The following is a 15,418-nucleotide window of genomic DNA, read 5'->3' on the forward strand; positions in this document are numbered from 1 at the left end:
AGAGCACTGGCGTGGTGTTGGCCAGTGTGGATCCGGACCTGCGCGCATCATGCCACGATGCGGCGGACGAAACGATTTGTGGCGAGGGTATCGCTCCCTCGCCACGGCGTTGTTGCTGACGTTTTATCACGCGTCGATGGCAGGAAAATCGATGTCGGTCAGCGCGGTGTTGTTCAGGTAGTTGGTCAGGGTCTGCACGGCGACCAGCGCGATCACTTCAATGATTTTCACGTCGTCGATACCGGCGGCGCGGGCGGCAGCGATCTGCTCATCGTTTAAGTGGCCGCGGGTTTCGACCAGTTGGCGGGCGAGGGCGGCGTAAGCGTTAAGTTCGCCGTGACGGGCGGCGACGATGTCCTCGGCCGACAGTCCGGCCTTGCCGGCGAACAAGGTGTGCGCCGCCAGGCAGTAGTCGCACCCGTTGACCTGGGAAGTGGCGAGGTACACCGCTTCTTTTTGCTGGGCGCTCAGTGAGGTCTTGCCGAGGATCGCCGAAGCCTGCACATAGGTGTCGAGGGCGACCGGCGCCTTGGCCAATGTGGAGAACAGATTCGGCAGAAAGCCGATTTTCTTTTTCACGCCTTCGAGCACAGGGCGGGTGGCGTCGGTGGCGGTGTCGAGGCTGATAGCGTTGATGCGGCTCATGGTGATTCTCCGAAGTACCGGTGCGAAGTGCGCCGGGGATGGAGGCCATGTTATTGAGAGTGTCTGGTGCTTTGGCGGCAAATCGTCGAGGATATGCTGCAGATCGTCCAGATGTGTTTGTGCGGAGGACTTATCGACGGGGGGCGCTTTCGCGAGCAGGGTCCCAGATGAGCATGCATTCCAGAATGGGAGCGAGCCTGCTCGCGAAAGTCTCGACGCGGAGCGAGCGTTGCAACACCACAAGCAGCCAACAAAACCGGAGTCGCCCATGGATCGCCTGTCAACCTTGCTCAGCCATTTCGGCGTGAATGCCGGCACATTTCACAGCGGCGCGTTTTGTGGCGTCAGCGTGCATGAGGACGAGCCGGTCGGCCATGTTCATCTATTGCAGACGGGCGAGTTGTTGTTGCAGCCGGGTCGTGATCGCGAGATGCGGCTAACTGAGCCATCGCTGATCTTTTTCCCGCGCCCCTTCACTCATCGCATGTTTGCCGACGAAGCCATGGACACCCGGCTAGTCTGTGCATCGCTGACCTTCGACGGCGGCTCCGGCAATGCCCTGGCGGCGGCGCTGCCGGATTATCTGGTGCTGAAGCTGACGGACGTTCCCGAACTGGGCAACACACTCGAATGGTTGTTCAAGGAAGCCTTCGAAGGCCATTGCGGGCGTATGGCGGTGATGGATCGGTTGTTCGAATTGCTGGTGATTCTGCTGTTGCGCCACTTGATCAGCAGCCGAGAACAACAACCGGGGATGATCGCCGGGCTCGCCGATCCGCGCTTGTCGCGTGCTCTGAACCTGATGCATGAGCAACCGCACAAACCCTGGAGCGTGGCCGAGCTGGCGTCGGTCGCCAACCTGTCCCGCGCCGGTTTTGCCGAGCAGTTTCGCCGTGTGGTCGGGCAGACGCCGGCCGATTATCTGCTGAGCTGGCGGGTCAGTCTGGCGCAGAAACGCCTGCGCGAGGGCCGGCCGATTGCGCTGATCGCCGAGGAGGTCGGTTACGAAAGCCCGTCGGCGCTGGCCCGGGCGTTTCGACGCAAGACCGGGCTCAGCCCGCGTGAATGGAAGGCTGGCGCCCTGAGCATCATTTAGCGAATTTCTTCGCCCCGGCTACGCACAGAATCACGCCCAACGTCACCGCCAGCATGCCGAGGCTGACCTGTTCGTGCAGCAGCGTCGCCGCCAGGGCCAGTCCGAAAAACGGTTGCAGCAATTGCAACTGGCCGACCGCTGCGATCCCGCCCTGAGCCAGGCCGCGATACCAGAATACAAAGCCGATCAGCATGCTGAACAGCGACACATAACCCAGGCTCAGCCACGCAGGCAGACTGATGGTAGCGAACGAGGCGGGCGCCAGCCACAGACTGGCAATCGCCATCAGCGGCAACGACAGCACCAGCGCCCAGCAAATCACCTGCCAGCCACCGAGGCTGCGTGACAGCTTTGCGCCTTCGGCGTAACCGAGGCCGCAGGCGAGAATGGCCGCGAGCATCAACAGGTCACCCGTGGGCGAAGCGGTCAAACCTTGCGACAAGGCAAAACCGACCACCAGCGCACTGCCGAGAATCGAAAACAGCCAGAACACCGGACGTGGCCGCTCACCGCCGCGCAGCACGCCGAAAATCGCCGTCGCCAGTGGCAGCAATCCGACAAACACAATCGAATGCGCCGACGTGACGTGTTGCAATGCCAACGCCGTCAGCAGCGGAAAACCCAGCACCACTCCAAGCGCGACAATCAGCAGCGACAGCCATTGATTGCACGCCGGCCGTGCTTGGCGGAACAACCCCAGCAGAACCACGGCCAGCACCCCGGCAATCGCGGCGCGCAGCACGGTCAGAAACACCGGATCGAACTCCAGCACCGCCAGGCGTGTGGCGGGCAGCGAGCCGCTGAAAATCAGCACGCCAATGAAACCATTGATCCAGCCACTGGTTTTTTCCAGTGCCGGGGCGGGCAGGTGCGAAGTCTGTTCCATACGAAGTCATGCTCGACAAGTGAGGTGCGTTGCGCCGATGCTAGGGCCGAGAATCAGCACAATCAAAAAATTGTCATGGATACACCTCGACATGCCACGCTCCCGCTATAAAACACTGGTCGACGCTTATGCTGCGGATATTCGTTCGGGGCGTCTGGCACCGGGCACGCGCTTGCCGACACATCGGCAATTGGCGACGCAAGAGGGGCTGGCGCTGGTCACCGCGTCGCGGGTTTATGCCGAGCTTGAGGCCATGGGCCTGGTCAGCGGCGAAACCGGGCGCGGCACGTTTGTCCGAGAAACCTCGCTGGCACCGGGGCAGGGCATCGATCAGAAAGACGTGGCGGTCGGCATGATCGACCTCAATTTCAACTACCCGTCATTGCCGGGGCAGGCGGAGCTGTTGCGCACAGCGCTGCGCCAATTGGCCTTGTCGGGCGATCTGGAAGCGTTGCTGCGCTATCAACCCCACGCCGGTCGCAGCCACGAGCGCGCATCGGCCGCCCGGTATTTGAAGAGCCGCGGCGTCGAGGTCACGGCCGAGCAAGTACTGATCGTCAACGGCGCCCAACAGGGGCTGGCGGTGACGTTGATGGCGCTGCTCAAACCCGGCGACGTGATCGCCGCCGACGCATTGACCTACTCCGGCTTCAAGATTCTGGCCGAAGCGCTGCATCTGGAAATTGTCGCGATCCCGTCGGGCGCTCAGGGGCCGGACCTCGACGTCCTGGAAAAGCTCTGCCGCCACCGCGCGGTGCGCGCTGTGTACTGCATGCCGACACTGCACAATCCACTGGGCTGGGTGACGCCATTGGCGCAGCGCGAGCAGTTGGTGGCGATCGCCCGGCGTTATGATCTGACGCTGATCGAGGATGCGGCCTACGCGTTTCTGGTGGAAAACCCACCACGCGCGCTGATTGATCTGGCGCCGGAGCGCACGGTTTACGTCTCGGGCCTGTCGAAAAATATCGCCACGGGCCTGCGCGTTGGCTTCATCGCCGCACCGCTCGAGCGGGTGCCAGCGCTGGAACGGGTGATCCGTGCCACGACCTGGAACACGCCGGGCGTGATGACCGCCATCGCCTGTGGCTGGCTCGACGACGGCACCGTGACGCTGCTTGAAGAGCAGAAACGCAACGACGCCATGGCGCGACAAGCATTGGCCGCCGAGGTGCTCAAAGGTCTGCATTGCATTGGCCATCCGGCTTCGTACTTCCTGTGGCTACCGCTGCCGGAAGACGTGCGCGCCGACCAGATCATCGTCGAATTGATGCGCGAACAGATTTCGGTCACCAGCGCCGAACCGTTTGCCGTGGCGAGCCATGTGCCGCATGCGATTCGCCTGGCACTGGGCTCGGTAGACATTGATGTACTGCGCCAGGCACTGAGTACTGTCCGTCGGGTTCTCGGCGCTTATCTATAAACACAAAATGCTAACCTTGCGCCGCCCGTTGAAATGGAATCGGAACTTGCGATGAAAAACACTGCTGCATTGACCCTCGCGCTGGTGCTCGGCACTGGCCTGCTCAGTCCTCTCACGCAAGCCGCAGGCGACCCCGAAGCTGGCGCAAAAATCTTTCCGCGCCTGTGCGGCGGCTGCCATCAGGTCGGCGAATCCGCCCGCCCCGGATTCGGCCCGCAACTCAATGGCATCATCGGCCGACCGGCCGGGACCTCCGCGAACTATGTGTATTCCGACGCGATGAAAAACTCAGGGCTGACCTGGGATCGCGACACGCTGATTGCCTACCTCAAAGACCCGAAAGACGTGGTGCCCGGCACGCGGATGATTTTCTGGGGACTGAGCGACGAGGAGAAGCTGGATAATCTGTTGGCGTATCTGCAGACGTTTTCGCAGTAAGTTCTGCGGCAATTTCCAACTACAACACCGAAGCAATATTTCAGCAACGCCTGCTCACGCCACCCGATTGCGACCGTTCGCCTTGGCCTGATACAGCTGCTGGTCAGCACGTTTGAGCAGCGCGACATGGCTGTTGTCAGCCGGGTCAGCCAGACCGATACCGATGCTCACCGTGACTTGTTCGATGCCTGGGAAATCCGCGCTGGCGATCGCCGCGCGGATCTTTTCGGCGACCACTTCGGGTGTGTCGGGGGTGGCGATTTCCGGCAGCAGCACGGCGAACTCTTCACCACCGTAACGAGCGATGAAGTCGGTGGTGCGCACACTGGCCTGAATCAGTTGCGCCAATTGTTGCAGGACAGCATCGCCCACTGCGTGACCGTGCGTGTCGTTGATGCGCTTGAAATGGTCGGCGTCGATCAGCAGCAGCGAGAATGGCCGACCGGTGCGGCGAAACAGCAGCGTGTACTCGGTGAGTTTTTCGTCGAAACGACGACGGTTATAAACCCCGGTCAAGGCGTCGTGGGTAGCCAGACTCAGCAGTTCGGCATTGGCCTGGGTCAGCGCCGCAGTGCGCTGCGCGACGGTGGCTTCGAGTGAGGCATTGGCTTGTTGCAGTTCGCGCTCCTTGGCCAGCAGCGACTGGGTCATGGCCTCGATCGACTGGCCGAGCTGGGCGATTTCCTGCACCGGGTGTTGCAAAGCAAATTGCACACCGGTCTGTTTGTTCTGCACCTGCCGGGCCGAGTGCGCGAGCTGCTCGATCGGCCGACTCAGATACAGCGCCAGATAGTAGGCCACCAGACCAAAAATCACCGCCGCGAACACGCCGAGAATCAGCAATTTGTAAAACAGCAGGCGTGCCGGTTGCAGTGCGGTTTGCAATGGCTGACGCACGGCAATCGACCAGGTCAGTGCCGTGCTGGAAGGGGGCGGCACGCTGACCGTGCTGGTCAGAAAACCATTGCTTGCCGTCCAGCCTTGCAGCTCTTCGTCAGCCGTCGCCACTTGCTGGCCAGCCAGCGCTTCCGGATAGAGAACCTTGCCATCGTGATCGATGATCAACGCTTCGATGTCCGGCGCAGAATGTTTATGCGCGAACGCCGCCGACTCGACCATGCGCGTGACCCAGCTCCAGTGTGCATGTGCGCCCAATACGCCGATGACCCGGCCTTCGGCGTTATGGATCGGCGCGGCAAAATCGATGAAACGCAGCGGCTCGCCGTTGGGCAGGGCGGGCAACATTTTCGCCAGCAGCACGGCCTCATGCGGGTCGCCGGTGTACTCACCATTCAGCCCGGCCCGGAACCATGGCCGTTGCTGCACCGACTGGCCGACCAGCAAACCGCCCACCGCTTGATGCACCTTGCCTTCGGCATCGGTGACGCCCATCCACGCATACTCGGCGCGGGCCTCGGTGCGCAATTGCATCGATTTAAGGATCGCCGGATTGTCGAGATCGCCGCGTTCCAGATGCGGCGCACGGCTGAGCAGATAAACCTCCAGTTGGCGTTCGCGCAGTTGTTCGCCCAACAAGGACGCCGCCGCGCGCGCGGTATTGAGCAGCGCATTACCGCTGGCCTGCTTCATCTGCTCGGTGGCGATGTGGCCGACATAGAAGCCCACGCTCAACAGTGTCAGCAAAGACAAACCGGCGAACCAGAGGGTGAGGTGGCTACGCAGACTGGCTTTGAGCATGGCAGGCAGGGTCTGTTCTGATTTTTGTCGGCGAATGGTATGCGCAATGGGCGGCGGGGGCCAGTCGCGTGTGGATTGCCCGGCAGTCTCAGGTTGGCTTGCCTGTGCTTTTGGAAGAGCTGCGTACGCTGTTGATTACGGCGCTACCGGCCGAATGCACAGCTCACCGGTCGCACGGGTCAACGCCAGATCATGCAGCGCATCCCGGGTCAGGCCGTTGCGGGCATTGGCCAGCCATTTTGGGCAATCGGCATCATGACGATACGGCGCGAAGTCGGCGTACTGTTGCAGCAGCCGTGTTTGCAACTCATCCAGACGTGGACGGATCTGCTTGCCCAGATCAGGGCGCGGCGTGTCCGGCGCGGCACCGGCGGCTTGCCATTTCGCGAGCAGACCGTACTGCACCAGCTTGTTCGCCTCCATTTGCGCGGCGAGCAATTGCGCAACGTCTTGCGGGTCGAGTTGGCGTTCTGTGGCAAGCGTCTGTGCATTGGCGATGACCTGCGCTTCACGCGGGCTGTCCTGGATCGGCTTGCCGCTGTCCCATTTGGTCAGCGCCACGAGGTCACCGATGTTCAGGCGTTCGTTCAGCGTCTGCACCAACGGCTTCAAGGTTTCGGCGGGCGCGGCGGCGTGAACGGTGGTGGCGAGCAGGGTGAGAAGGGTAGCGGTCAGCAAATTGGCAACGTGCGGCATGAACAGACCTCAAGCGGAAAATGGGCGTGCGTGTTGTTTACCACAGCCCGTGACACGCTACCTACTACCGTCAGCGATTGTTTAGCCGATGTTTGAACCGCTGATAAACAGCGAACGGAAATGTTAATTGCACACCGCTCGCAACTCATCGAAGCTATCCTCCATCAACCCCTGCCGCCGTAGAGATGGACCTCCCCTCAATGCAAGTCGCCAACCACCGCCCGCTCTGGCAAACCTATCTGCTGTTCCTTGCGCCGATGGTACTGTCGAATTTTCTGCAATCGATGTCGGGCACGGTCAACAGCATCTACATCGGCCAGATGCTCGGCACCCAGGCACTGGCGGCGGTGTCGGGGATGTTTCCGGTGGTGTTCTTTTTCATTGCGTTGGTGATCGGCCTCGGTGCCGGGGCGGGTGTGCTGATCGGCCAGGCCTGGGGCGCGCGGGAACCGCACATGGTCAAGGCAATTGCCGGCGCGACGCTGTTGCTGGGCGTATTGATCGGTTTGCTGGCGGCGGTGCTCGGCAGCGTGTTTGCGCGACAGGCGCTGACCGGGCTGGGAACGCCGGTGGATGTACTCGATGATGCGGTGGAGTACGCCCATGTAATGCTGTGGATTCTGCCGTCACTCCTGGTGTTCGTGCTGTTTACGCAATTGCTGCGCGGGGTCAGCGATACGCTGTCCCCGCTGCTGGCGCTGATGGTCTCGACCTGCGTCGGGCTGGCGCTGACGCCGGCACTGATTCGCGGCTGGTTCGGCTTGCCGCAACTGGGCATTCAGAGCGCAGCTTATGCCGGGCTGGCCGGTAACCTGTCGGCGATGGCGTGGCTGGCGTGGCGCTTGATTCGCAAGGGGCATCCGCTGGCGCCGGACCGGGAGTTTTTTGCCGCCCTGCGACTCGACCGGGCGATTCTCGGCAAGGTGCTGCGCATTGGCCTGCCGACCGGTGTGCAGATGATCGTGCTGTCGCTGTCGGAGCTGGTAATTCTGGCACTGGTCAACCAGCACGGCTCGCAAGCGACAGCGGCCTATGGCGCGGTGACGCAGATCGTCAATTACGTGCAGTTTCCGGCGTTGTCGATCGCGATCACCGCATCGATTCTCGGTGCGCAGGCCATTGGTGCCGGGCGGCTGGAGCGCATGGGCCCGATCCTGCGCACGGGCCTTGTGATCAACATGTGCCTGACCGGTGGTTTGATTGTCATCGGCTATTTGTTGTCGCACTGGTTGCTCGGGCTGTTCCTTACCGATGACTCGACCCGGGCGATGGCCGAGCATCTGTTGCACATCATGTTGTGGAGCCTGTTGGTGTTCGGCTTCCAGGCGATCATCGGCGGCATCATGCGCGCCAGCGGTACGGTGCTGGTGCCGGTGGCCATTGCGATCATCTGCGTCGTCGGCGTGCAACTGCCGGCGGCGTACTGGCTCGACGGGCAATTTGGATTGCAGGGTGTGTGGATGGCGTTCCCGGTAGCGTATCTGGGCATGCTGGTGCTGCAAACCCTGTATTACAAACTGGTCTGGCGGCATCAGAAGATCGAGCGGTTGGTTTAGCCCGGCGAGGGTTGGCGTAACGACGGTTGTTTGCTTAAAGTCAATCGAGGCGTCCGATAGCGAGCCCAGCCTGGAGAATGTCAATGTCGATCCGATTGCTGCTGGCTGCCGCGTTTTGCCTGTGCGCCACGACTGCTGCGCAGGCCGTTGAGTACAATCGGGTCAATACCACCGCCAGCCAGATCAGCTTTACCTACAGGCAAATGGGCGCGCCGATGTACGGCACCTTCGGCAAGTTCGAGGCGGCGCTGGATTTTGACAGCGCCCGCCTCGGTGACGCCCGGACCACGCTGCATATCGATCTCACCAGCATCGATGCCGGCAGTGAAGACGCCAACACCGAACTGGTGAAACCGGCGTGGTTCGATACCGCACAATTTCCTGTAGCGGTGTTTAAGTCGACGCGTTTCACCGAAGTGGCCGAGCATCGCTATCTGATCGACGGCCAGCTCACCCTCAAAGGCATGACGCGCGATGTGCAGGTGCCGGTGGAATTGAAACCGGGCAGCGGCATCGGTGTGTTCGACGGCGAGATGATCCTCAATCGCGACGAGTTTCGCCTCGGCGCGGGGGAGTGGGCAGACTCGGTGGTATCCAGAGAGATCGCGATCAGATTCAAGGTCGTGGCGCCACAGCAGTGACGGTAAGCTGCCATCAGCAGATTCTGTCGATCCACAAGGTATGATGTCGCGGTTTTCCGCCGGAGTTCGCCTGTCATGCCACGCATCACCCACTACAAGACCCCATGCCCCGAAGGCGTCAATAGCCAGATTCTGCAAATGGTCGTCGACTACCTGACCGACATCAGCGCAGTCGGCCTTGGCCCGAGCAACCTGCTCTACAACGTCTATCAGTACGCGGTGGGTTATGAGGTGCATCTGTATCTCGAGGCATTGAAAGGCGAGAAGGGCACCGAGGTGGAATTGCTGGTGGCGACTGACGAGGACGATCCGGAGCAGGTCATCGGCTTTCTTCTGTACCTGCCGGTGCAGGGCGACTGGGAAGCGTGCAGCGTCGCCTACATGGCCGTGCGCGAAGGGCATCGGCGCCAGGGTGTGGCGCGGGCGATGATCGGCGAAATGGTCGGGCGATACCCGCATGCCGAACTGACGTGCAACATTGGCAAGGTCCCGTATTTCGAGGCGCTGGGCTTTGAGGTAATCGGCTCGCGCGAAACCCAGGTACTGATGAGCACCCGGCACTATCGCAGCAACGGCCTGCGCGGATTTATCGATACCACCCCGATTTATCGCTCGCTCGAGGTTCAGCAGATTCATACCTATCTGCTGCAGAAAAACGGCAAGCGCGCCATGCTCGACGCCGAGAAACAGCGTGACCGGCATCTGGATCAGACCACCCGGCATACCGAGGAATTCGTCCGCCAGCGGCTGACGCTGCACTGAGTTGCTCGGCGTACCCCGCATGACGCTTTGCGTCACGCTATGGACGCAGAGCGTCCGGGGCTGCATTCCCACGCGGAGCGTGGGAACGATCAACACTCAATCCGCAGCCAGTCCGGCTATTCAGCCAAGCTTCACATTCATGGTAATTCGCGCCGTGAAGACCTTTTTGCCCTCGGTATCGTGAATATCGACGGTCACCACCTTGTCGCCCTCGCTTTGCCAATCCACGCCTTCAGCGCTGGCCACTGCCGTCACGTCGGTTTTGGCCTTGGCCAGGTATTCCACGGTCATGCCTTTGGGAATCCAGCGCGCGCCGTCCGGGATCGAGACGTCGGTCATCATGCCGCCAGCGAGTTCTGCCGCGTTGCACATGGCAATCGCATGGACCGTGCCGAGGTGGTTGGTGATTTCCTTGCGAAACGGCACGTGAACGGTGGCGGCGTTCGGGCGCAGTTCGCTGATCACTGGGTTGATCGTGCTGAAGTAAGGGGCGAACTGGCAGGCCATCTTGCTGAAGGCATCGGAGCCGACGCTGTTGAACATGCTGAGAGATTGACTCATGGGAAACGCCTCGCGATAAGTGGTTTGGCAGAACGATATTCCGTTACAGAATAATATTCCGTAACGGAACGGTATTCTGTCTGCATGAAATCTGTCAACCTGTGCAGGCTTTTTTCTTGGGCACGAGCGTGTCTTCCATTTTCATTTTTCGGGCTCTGAGCAGCATGGACACCGCAGATCTACTTGAACGCAGTTACCCCGGCCGGCGGGCCGAACTTAAGCGCGACATCTTTCGCAAGGCGCTGAATCTGTTCAACGAGCAGGGAATCGAGGCCACCACCATCGAGATGATTCGTGCCGAGTGCGACACCAGCGTCGGCGCGATCTATCACCATTTCGGCAATAAGGAAGGCTTGGTCGCGGCGCTGTTTTTCACGGCGCTGGAGGACCAGACGCGGCTGCGCGATGAATATCTGGATGCCGCGAAAAGCACCGAAGAGGGCGTGCAGGCGTTAGTGTTCAGCTATCTGGATTGGGTCGAGCGCCAGCCACAATGGGCGCGCTTCCAGTATCACGCGCGATTTGCCGTGACCAAGGGGCCGTTCAAGGATGAGTTGGCCGAGCGCAACAAAACGCGCAATCGGCGCCTGCGCGAATGGCTCGGCGAATCCGGACGCATTAGCAAATTGCGTGAGTTGCCCTTCGAATTATTGCCATCGCTGATCATCGGCCAGGCCGACAGCTATTGCCGGGCGTGGCTGGCGGGGCGGGTCAAGGGCAGTCCGATGGAATATCGCCAGGTGCTGGCGCAAGCCGCATGGCGCTCGATTCGCGCTGACTCGGCGTTGCCCGACTGATTTTGCGCAAGGGGAATGGCAGTCAATGGACACCCCGGGCTGTTTGCGCGACTCGCCAAATTTCTGAAGCAAAACGCTGACCCTGTGGGAGCCTGCTCGCGAATGCGCTAGCTAGCTGTGATCTCTCTGTAGGTTGTTCACTCGGGGCTTTTCCGGGAAATTGGAGGTGCGAACCAAACCAAGCCCCCGGAGGCCCCGAGTGAACACTCATAAAAATGCCCGATTAACTGTTTCTGGTCGAGCCCTTCTTGTTCAAAGAGTCCTCACAGAGGGTTTGAGAGTTGAAGAGGTGGCCAAGGCCCAAGGGGTCAGCGTTCGCACTGCCTACAAGTGGATAAACCGCTATCGAACCGAAGGCGAAAAAGGTCTCCAGGATCGCTCATCCCGCCCGGCTTCCTGTCCGCACGCTACTGCCCCAGAGTGTCTGGAGAAAATCATCAAGCTTCGCCGTGAGCGAAAAACCTATGGCGAAATCAGTAAGTCTTTGAAGGTGGGGCATAGCACGGTAGGCAGGATATTGAGCCGCAACGGACTCAATCGCCTGGCTTATCTGGAACCGCCAGTTGCGGTTATTCGCTACGAATACTCTCAGCCGGGAGGCTTGCTGCACTTGGATATCAAGAGGCTGGGGCGCTTTAACAAACCTGGTCATCGAGTGACAAAAGACCGTCTGAAAGGCCGTTCTTACCATGTGGGTTGGGAGTTTGGACATGTTGCCATCGACGACCATAGTCGAGTGGCGCACTGTGGTTTATACCCAGACCAAACCGCTCGTAGCGCCTGCCTCGCGCTGATCCGGGCCCTGCGTTACTACAAAACGCTCGGCGTGAAATTCGAGCGGGTAATGACCGACAACGGCCCTTGCTACAAATCCAGGAGCTTCAAGCGCCTGTGCCGGCGGCTGCGGCTTAAGCACATCTTTACCAAGCCTTACACCCCGCGCACGAATGGCAAGGCAGAGCGATTTATACAGACCGCTCTGCGCGAATGGGCCTACGCCAGAAGTTATGAAAGCTCAGATCAACGCGCGACGTATCTGATGCCTTGGTTGCACAGGTACAACTGGCATCGCCCGCATGCCAGTTTGAGTTATTTACCACCGATTAGCCGAATAGCATCCGTGAACAACGTGGTGGGTTTACACAGCTAGCTCAGTCAACATCGCTGCGACTGATAGAACGCTTTCGCGAGCAGGCTCCCACAAGGGGGCGTCGTCAGGAAGTCAGTCGTTGCGCTGGAAAACCAGCGCCTTCAGGCCGCTCTCCGCATCGATGTCCGGAAACTCCGGCGGATTTTCCAGCCGTTGTTCAAAGCACAACTGCGGCGCTTCCCGCGTCACGCCATCGATCAGAAAGTCCGGGCCGAACGCCGGGTCGTTCATGCACGCCAGTACGCTGCCCTGCGCCGTGAGCAATTCCGGCAGGCGCCGCAGCACGCGCTGGTAATCCTTGGTCAGCAGAAAACTGCCTTTCTGGAACGACGGCGGATCGATGATCACCAGATCGTACGGGCCGCTGTTGATCACCTTGCCCCAGGACTTGAACAGGTCGTGGCCGAGGAAACTGACTTTGCTCAGGTCATGGCCGTTCAGGCGATGATTGTCGCGACCGCGGCTCAGCGCCGCGCGCGACATGTCGAGGTTGACCACATGGCTGGCGCCGCCCGCAATGGCTGCGACCGAGAAACCGCAGGTGTAGGCAAACAGATTGAGTATGCGTTTGCCGCTGGCCTGTTCGCGCACCCAGTCGCGCCCGTAACGCATGTCGAGAAACAGCCCGGCGTTCTGCTTGCGCCCCAGATCGACGCGGTACTGCAGGCCGCCCTCGACGATGGTCATTTCCTCGATCTCGTCGCCGAGCAGCCATTCGGCGGTGCTTTGTGGCAAATAGCGATGCTGAATCAACAAGGTGTGCGCTCCGCACTGTCGCCATTCGTCCCCCGCAGTGATCTCGAGCAGCAAGCGCTTCAGATCTTCCAGTTGTTCAGGTGCCGGTTCCTTGAACAGCGACACCAGCACCACGCCTTGCAACCAGTCCACCGTCAACTGCTCCAGCCCCGGCCAGCAGCGCCCGCGTCCATGAAACAGGCGACGGGTTTCGCCAGGGGCGGCGGCAAGTGCCGGCAGCAAATGGGCGTGGAGGGTGGCGAGGGCTTCAGGGGTCATCGGGCAGGATCGGCAAGCAGAATGGGCCGGCATTTTAACCACAATTGCCAGGTTGCGAACGTTGATCCATAACCGCTGAAAAGCTCGTTGTCGAAAAGTCCTGTATCAAAAGTGAATTTCTACAGAGCCCACTGCTCATACCAGTTAAGCAGCGGATCCAAACCGCTAATCGAAAATGTAATTCGGGGGAGTGCTGTTCATGTGCCCTACACCTACGTCGAGCGCGCACCTTCCTGGCGGGTTGATTCTGGTAGTGGAAGACGATCCGTTGATTCTGGAGTTTCTTTGCGAAATTCTTCAGGAGGAAGGGTTCAAGGTCGAACCGCAAACCAGCGCTGACGCAGCATCACTGTATCTGGAAAAACATGCAGCAGACGTTGCGCTGTTACTGACCGACATCACCATGCCCGGCACGCTCAACGGCGCCGACCTGGCCAATCTGGTCGGTGACCGCTGGCCGGAAAAACCGGTGATGGTCATGTCCGGTTATGAGACCCCGGAGACCTCGGGGGTCAAGCATTCGGTGGCATTCATCAAGAAGCCGTGGGCGATCGGTCAGTTGCTCGACTGTGTGGAAAACGCGTTCAAGTCCAAGGCGCCGCAACTGCATTGACAGATGCTACATTGGCGGGCGAATTTGCCCGCCCCCCTGTCAGAGGATTTGCCCTTTTGTCTGCTGAAACTTCTGTTTTCGACCGCGCGTTCGGTGCGTTCCTGTTCGACATGGACGGCACCGTGCTCAATTCCATCGCCGCTGCAGAGCGCATCTGGTCGGCCTGGGCAGTACGCCATGACGTCGATGTCGAAGCGTTTTTGCCGACCATCCACGGTGCGCGGGCGATCGACACCATCACCCGTCTGAACCTGCCGGGGGTGGATGCCGAAGCGCAAGCGGCGTTCATTACCGCTGCGGAAATTGATGACGTCGAAGGCATCGTCGAGATTCCCGGCGCCGCGGCGTTTCTCAACAGCCTGCCGGCGCAGCGCTGGGCGATGGTCACGTCGGCACCGCGCGATCTGGCGTTGCGGCGCATGGCCGCCGCCGGCATTGCCGCGCCTGCGGTGTTGATTACGGCGGAAGATGTCAAGGCCGGCAAGCCGGATCCGGCGGGGTATCGCTTGGCGGCGCAACGCCTCGGGGTTGAACCGCGTGATTGCCTGATATTCGAGGACGCGGCAGTGGGCATTCAGGCAGCGGAAGCGGCAGGTGCGCCGTTGATGATCATTACCACGACTCATCAGCATCCGCTGGAAACCGCGCATGCGACGATCGCCAGTTATGACGCGATCAGGGTTGAGGTTGATGGTGAAGGGCTACTTCGGTTGTTCAAGAGCTGAAAAAAACCCTCACCCTAACCCTCTCCCGGAGGGAGAGGGGACTGACCGAGTTTTGCCGCGTCAGACGCCGACCTGAACGACCTGAGCGATTATGGATTCAGAGCGAATCTTCCATGTCGGCGCACATCGTTAATATCCCCCGATCGGTTCCCTCTCCCTCGGAAGAAGGCTAGGCGGGCGGCGTTCCGATGAGGGGTTACAATATTTGAAACGGACTAGAGAGCCCACTTCCATGGCAACCGCTTCTGCAACCATCGATATCCCGGCTTCGGCCGATCAGGTCTGGCAATTGATCGGCGGCTTCAACACGCTGCCCGACTGGCTGCCACTCATTACCGAAAGCACCCTGGCCGACGGCGGACGTGTGCGCAGCCTGAAAACCGCTGACGGCGGCGTGGTGATCGAGCGCCTGCAAACCTTCGATAACGCCGCCATGACGTACAGCTATTCGATCGAACAGGCGCCGTTTCCGGCAACTGATTATCTGGCCACGCTCAAGGTCGAGGCCCAGGGGCAGGGCGCACGGGTGACCTGGTCGGGACGATTTAATGCCGTGGGCGTGAGCGATGAGGAAGTGGTGGCGCTGTTCAACGGCATTTACCAGGGTGGACTGGACGCATTGCGCGCCAATTACCCGGTTTGATGGTCGACGCGCAAACCTGTGGGAGCTAGCTGCTGGCGATGGCGATCGATCATTCAACGCATCCGTTGACTGAC

17 protein-coding genes are annotated in these 15,418 nt (G+C 60.5%); 11 read left to right on the forward strand and 6 right to left on the reverse strand.

The window, feature by feature from the left end; translation table 11 throughout:
• Positions 1 to 126: 126 nt before the first annotated feature.
• Positions 127 to 645, reverse strand: a complete 519-nt coding sequence (locus BLU24_RS12580) for a carboxymuconolactone decarboxylase family protein (RefSeq protein ID WP_090284301.1) — start codon at positions 643 to 645, stop codon at positions 127 to 129.
• A 268-nt stretch (positions 646 to 913) separates the two neighbouring features.
• Here BLU24_RS12580 and BLU24_RS12585 point away from each other — a divergent pair, with 268 nt between their 5' ends.
• On the forward strand, positions 914 to 1,741 hold the full coding sequence (locus tag BLU24_RS12585; RefSeq protein WP_093100640.1) for an AraC family transcriptional regulator: 828 nt from the start codon (positions 914 to 916) through the stop codon (positions 1,739 to 1,741).
• On the opposite strand, the gene BLU24_RS12590 is transcribed toward BLU24_RS12585, so the two are convergent.
• Positions 1,734 to 2,627, reverse strand: a complete 894-nt coding sequence (locus tag BLU24_RS12590; RefSeq protein WP_093100643.1) for a DMT family transporter — start codon at positions 2,625 to 2,627, stop codon at positions 1,734 to 1,736. The genes BLU24_RS12585 and BLU24_RS12590 overlap by 8 nt on opposite strands.
• Positions 2,628 to 2,718: 91 nt before the next feature.
• On the opposite strand from BLU24_RS12590, the gene BLU24_RS12595 reads away from it, so the two are divergent.
• On the forward strand, positions 2,719 to 4,050 hold the full coding sequence (locus tag BLU24_RS12595) for an aminotransferase-like domain-containing protein (RefSeq protein ID WP_093100646.1): 1,332 nt from the start codon (positions 2,719 to 2,721) through the stop codon (positions 4,048 to 4,050).
• A gap of 51 nt (positions 4,051 to 4,101) precedes the next feature.
• Positions 4,102 to 4,488 (forward strand): c-type cytochrome, encoded by a 387-nt coding sequence (locus BLU24_RS12600; protein ID WP_090284292.1) that lies wholly within the window; start codon positions 4,102 to 4,104, stop codon positions 4,486 to 4,488.
• Between the two features lie 54 nt (positions 4,489 to 4,542).
• Here the strand turns inward: BLU24_RS12600 and BLU24_RS12605 are convergent, their stop codons facing one another.
• Entirely contained in the window at positions 4,543 to 6,186 is a 1,644-nt protein-coding gene (locus BLU24_RS12605) for a sensor domain-containing diguanylate cyclase (protein WP_093100648.1), read from the reverse strand.
• 135 nt (positions 6,187 to 6,321) lie between these two features.
• The gene (locus BLU24_RS12610; protein WP_093100651.1) at positions 6,322 to 6,882 is read right to left on the reverse strand and encodes a chorismate mutase; all 561 of its coding nucleotides are present in this window, start codon (positions 6,880 to 6,882) and stop codon (positions 6,322 to 6,324) included.
• A 200-nt stretch (positions 6,883 to 7,082) separates the two neighbouring features.
• Here BLU24_RS12610 and BLU24_RS12615 point away from each other — a divergent pair, with 200 nt between their 5' ends.
• From BLU24_RS12615 to BLU24_RS12625, 3 genes are all read left to right on the forward strand, one after another.
• Positions 7,083 to 8,438, forward strand: coding sequence for an MATE family efflux transporter (locus tag BLU24_RS12615; RefSeq protein ID WP_093100654.1), 1,356 nt, complete (start codon positions 7,083 to 7,085; stop codon positions 8,436 to 8,438).
• Positions 8,439 to 8,521: 83 nt separating this feature from the next.
• On the forward strand, positions 8,522 to 9,079 hold the full coding sequence (locus BLU24_RS12620; RefSeq protein ID WP_093100657.1) for a YceI family protein: 558 nt from the start codon (positions 8,522 to 8,524) through the stop codon (positions 9,077 to 9,079).
• Positions 9,080 to 9,154: 75 nt separating this feature from the next.
• Entirely contained in the window at positions 9,155 to 9,841 is a 687-nt protein-coding gene (locus BLU24_RS12625; protein WP_093100660.1) for a GNAT family N-acetyltransferase, read from the forward strand.
• A 120-nt stretch (positions 9,842 to 9,961) separates the two neighbouring features.
• On the opposite strand, the gene BLU24_RS12630 is transcribed toward BLU24_RS12625, so the two are convergent.
• Entirely contained in the window at positions 9,962 to 10,402 is a 441-nt protein-coding gene (locus BLU24_RS12630) for a hotdog fold domain-containing protein (protein ID WP_093100663.1), read from the reverse strand.
• Positions 10,403 to 10,566: 164 nt separating this feature from the next.
• Here BLU24_RS12630 and BLU24_RS12635 point away from each other — a divergent pair, with 164 nt between their 5' ends.
• Together BLU24_RS12635 and BLU24_RS12640 are read left to right on the forward strand one after the other, a co-directional pair.
• A complete protein-coding gene (locus tag BLU24_RS12635; RefSeq protein WP_093106626.1) occupies positions 10,567 to 11,199 on the forward strand; it encodes a TetR/AcrR family transcriptional regulator in 633 nt (210 codons plus the stop codon).
• 199 nt (positions 11,200 to 11,398) lie between these two features.
• A complete protein-coding gene (locus BLU24_RS12640) occupies positions 11,399 to 12,349 on the forward strand; it encodes an IS481 family transposase (RefSeq protein ID WP_093096621.1) in 951 nt (316 codons plus the stop codon).
• 72 nt (positions 12,350 to 12,421) lie between these two features.
• Here BLU24_RS12640 and BLU24_RS12645 read toward each other — a convergent pair whose 3' ends face one another.
• Positions 12,422 to 13,363: a class I SAM-dependent methyltransferase gene (locus tag BLU24_RS12645; RefSeq protein WP_093100667.1), complete on the reverse strand. Its 942-nt coding sequence runs from the start codon at positions 13,361 to 13,363 to the stop codon at positions 12,422 to 12,424.
• A 199-nt stretch (positions 13,364 to 13,562) separates the two neighbouring features.
• Between BLU24_RS12645 and BLU24_RS12650 the strand changes: the two genes are divergently transcribed.
• The 3 genes from BLU24_RS12650 to BLU24_RS12660 all read left to right on the forward strand — a co-directional run bounded on the left by BLU24_RS12650 (position 13,563) and on the right by BLU24_RS12660 (position 15,344).
• The gene (locus BLU24_RS12650; RefSeq protein WP_090284276.1) at positions 13,563 to 13,976 is read left to right on the forward strand and encodes a response regulator; all 414 of its coding nucleotides are present in this window, start codon (positions 13,563 to 13,565) and stop codon (positions 13,974 to 13,976) included.
• A 56-nt stretch (positions 13,977 to 14,032) separates the two neighbouring features.
• The gene (locus tag BLU24_RS12655) at positions 14,033 to 14,701 is read left to right on the forward strand and encodes an HAD-IA family hydrolase (protein WP_093100670.1); all 669 of its coding nucleotides are present in this window, start codon (positions 14,033 to 14,035) and stop codon (positions 14,699 to 14,701) included.
• A 232-nt stretch (positions 14,702 to 14,933) separates the two neighbouring features.
• Positions 14,934 to 15,344, forward strand: a complete 411-nt coding sequence (locus BLU24_RS12660) for an SRPBCC family protein (RefSeq protein WP_093100673.1) — start codon at positions 14,934 to 14,936, stop codon at positions 15,342 to 15,344.
• The last annotated feature ends 74 nt before the right edge of the window (positions 15,345 to 15,418 follow it).

Source organism: Pseudomonas sp. Z003-0.4C(8344-21), assembly GCF_900104975.1.
GTDB lineage: Bacteria > Pseudomonadota > Gammaproteobacteria > Pseudomonadales > Pseudomonadaceae > Aquipseudomonas > Aquipseudomonas granadensis.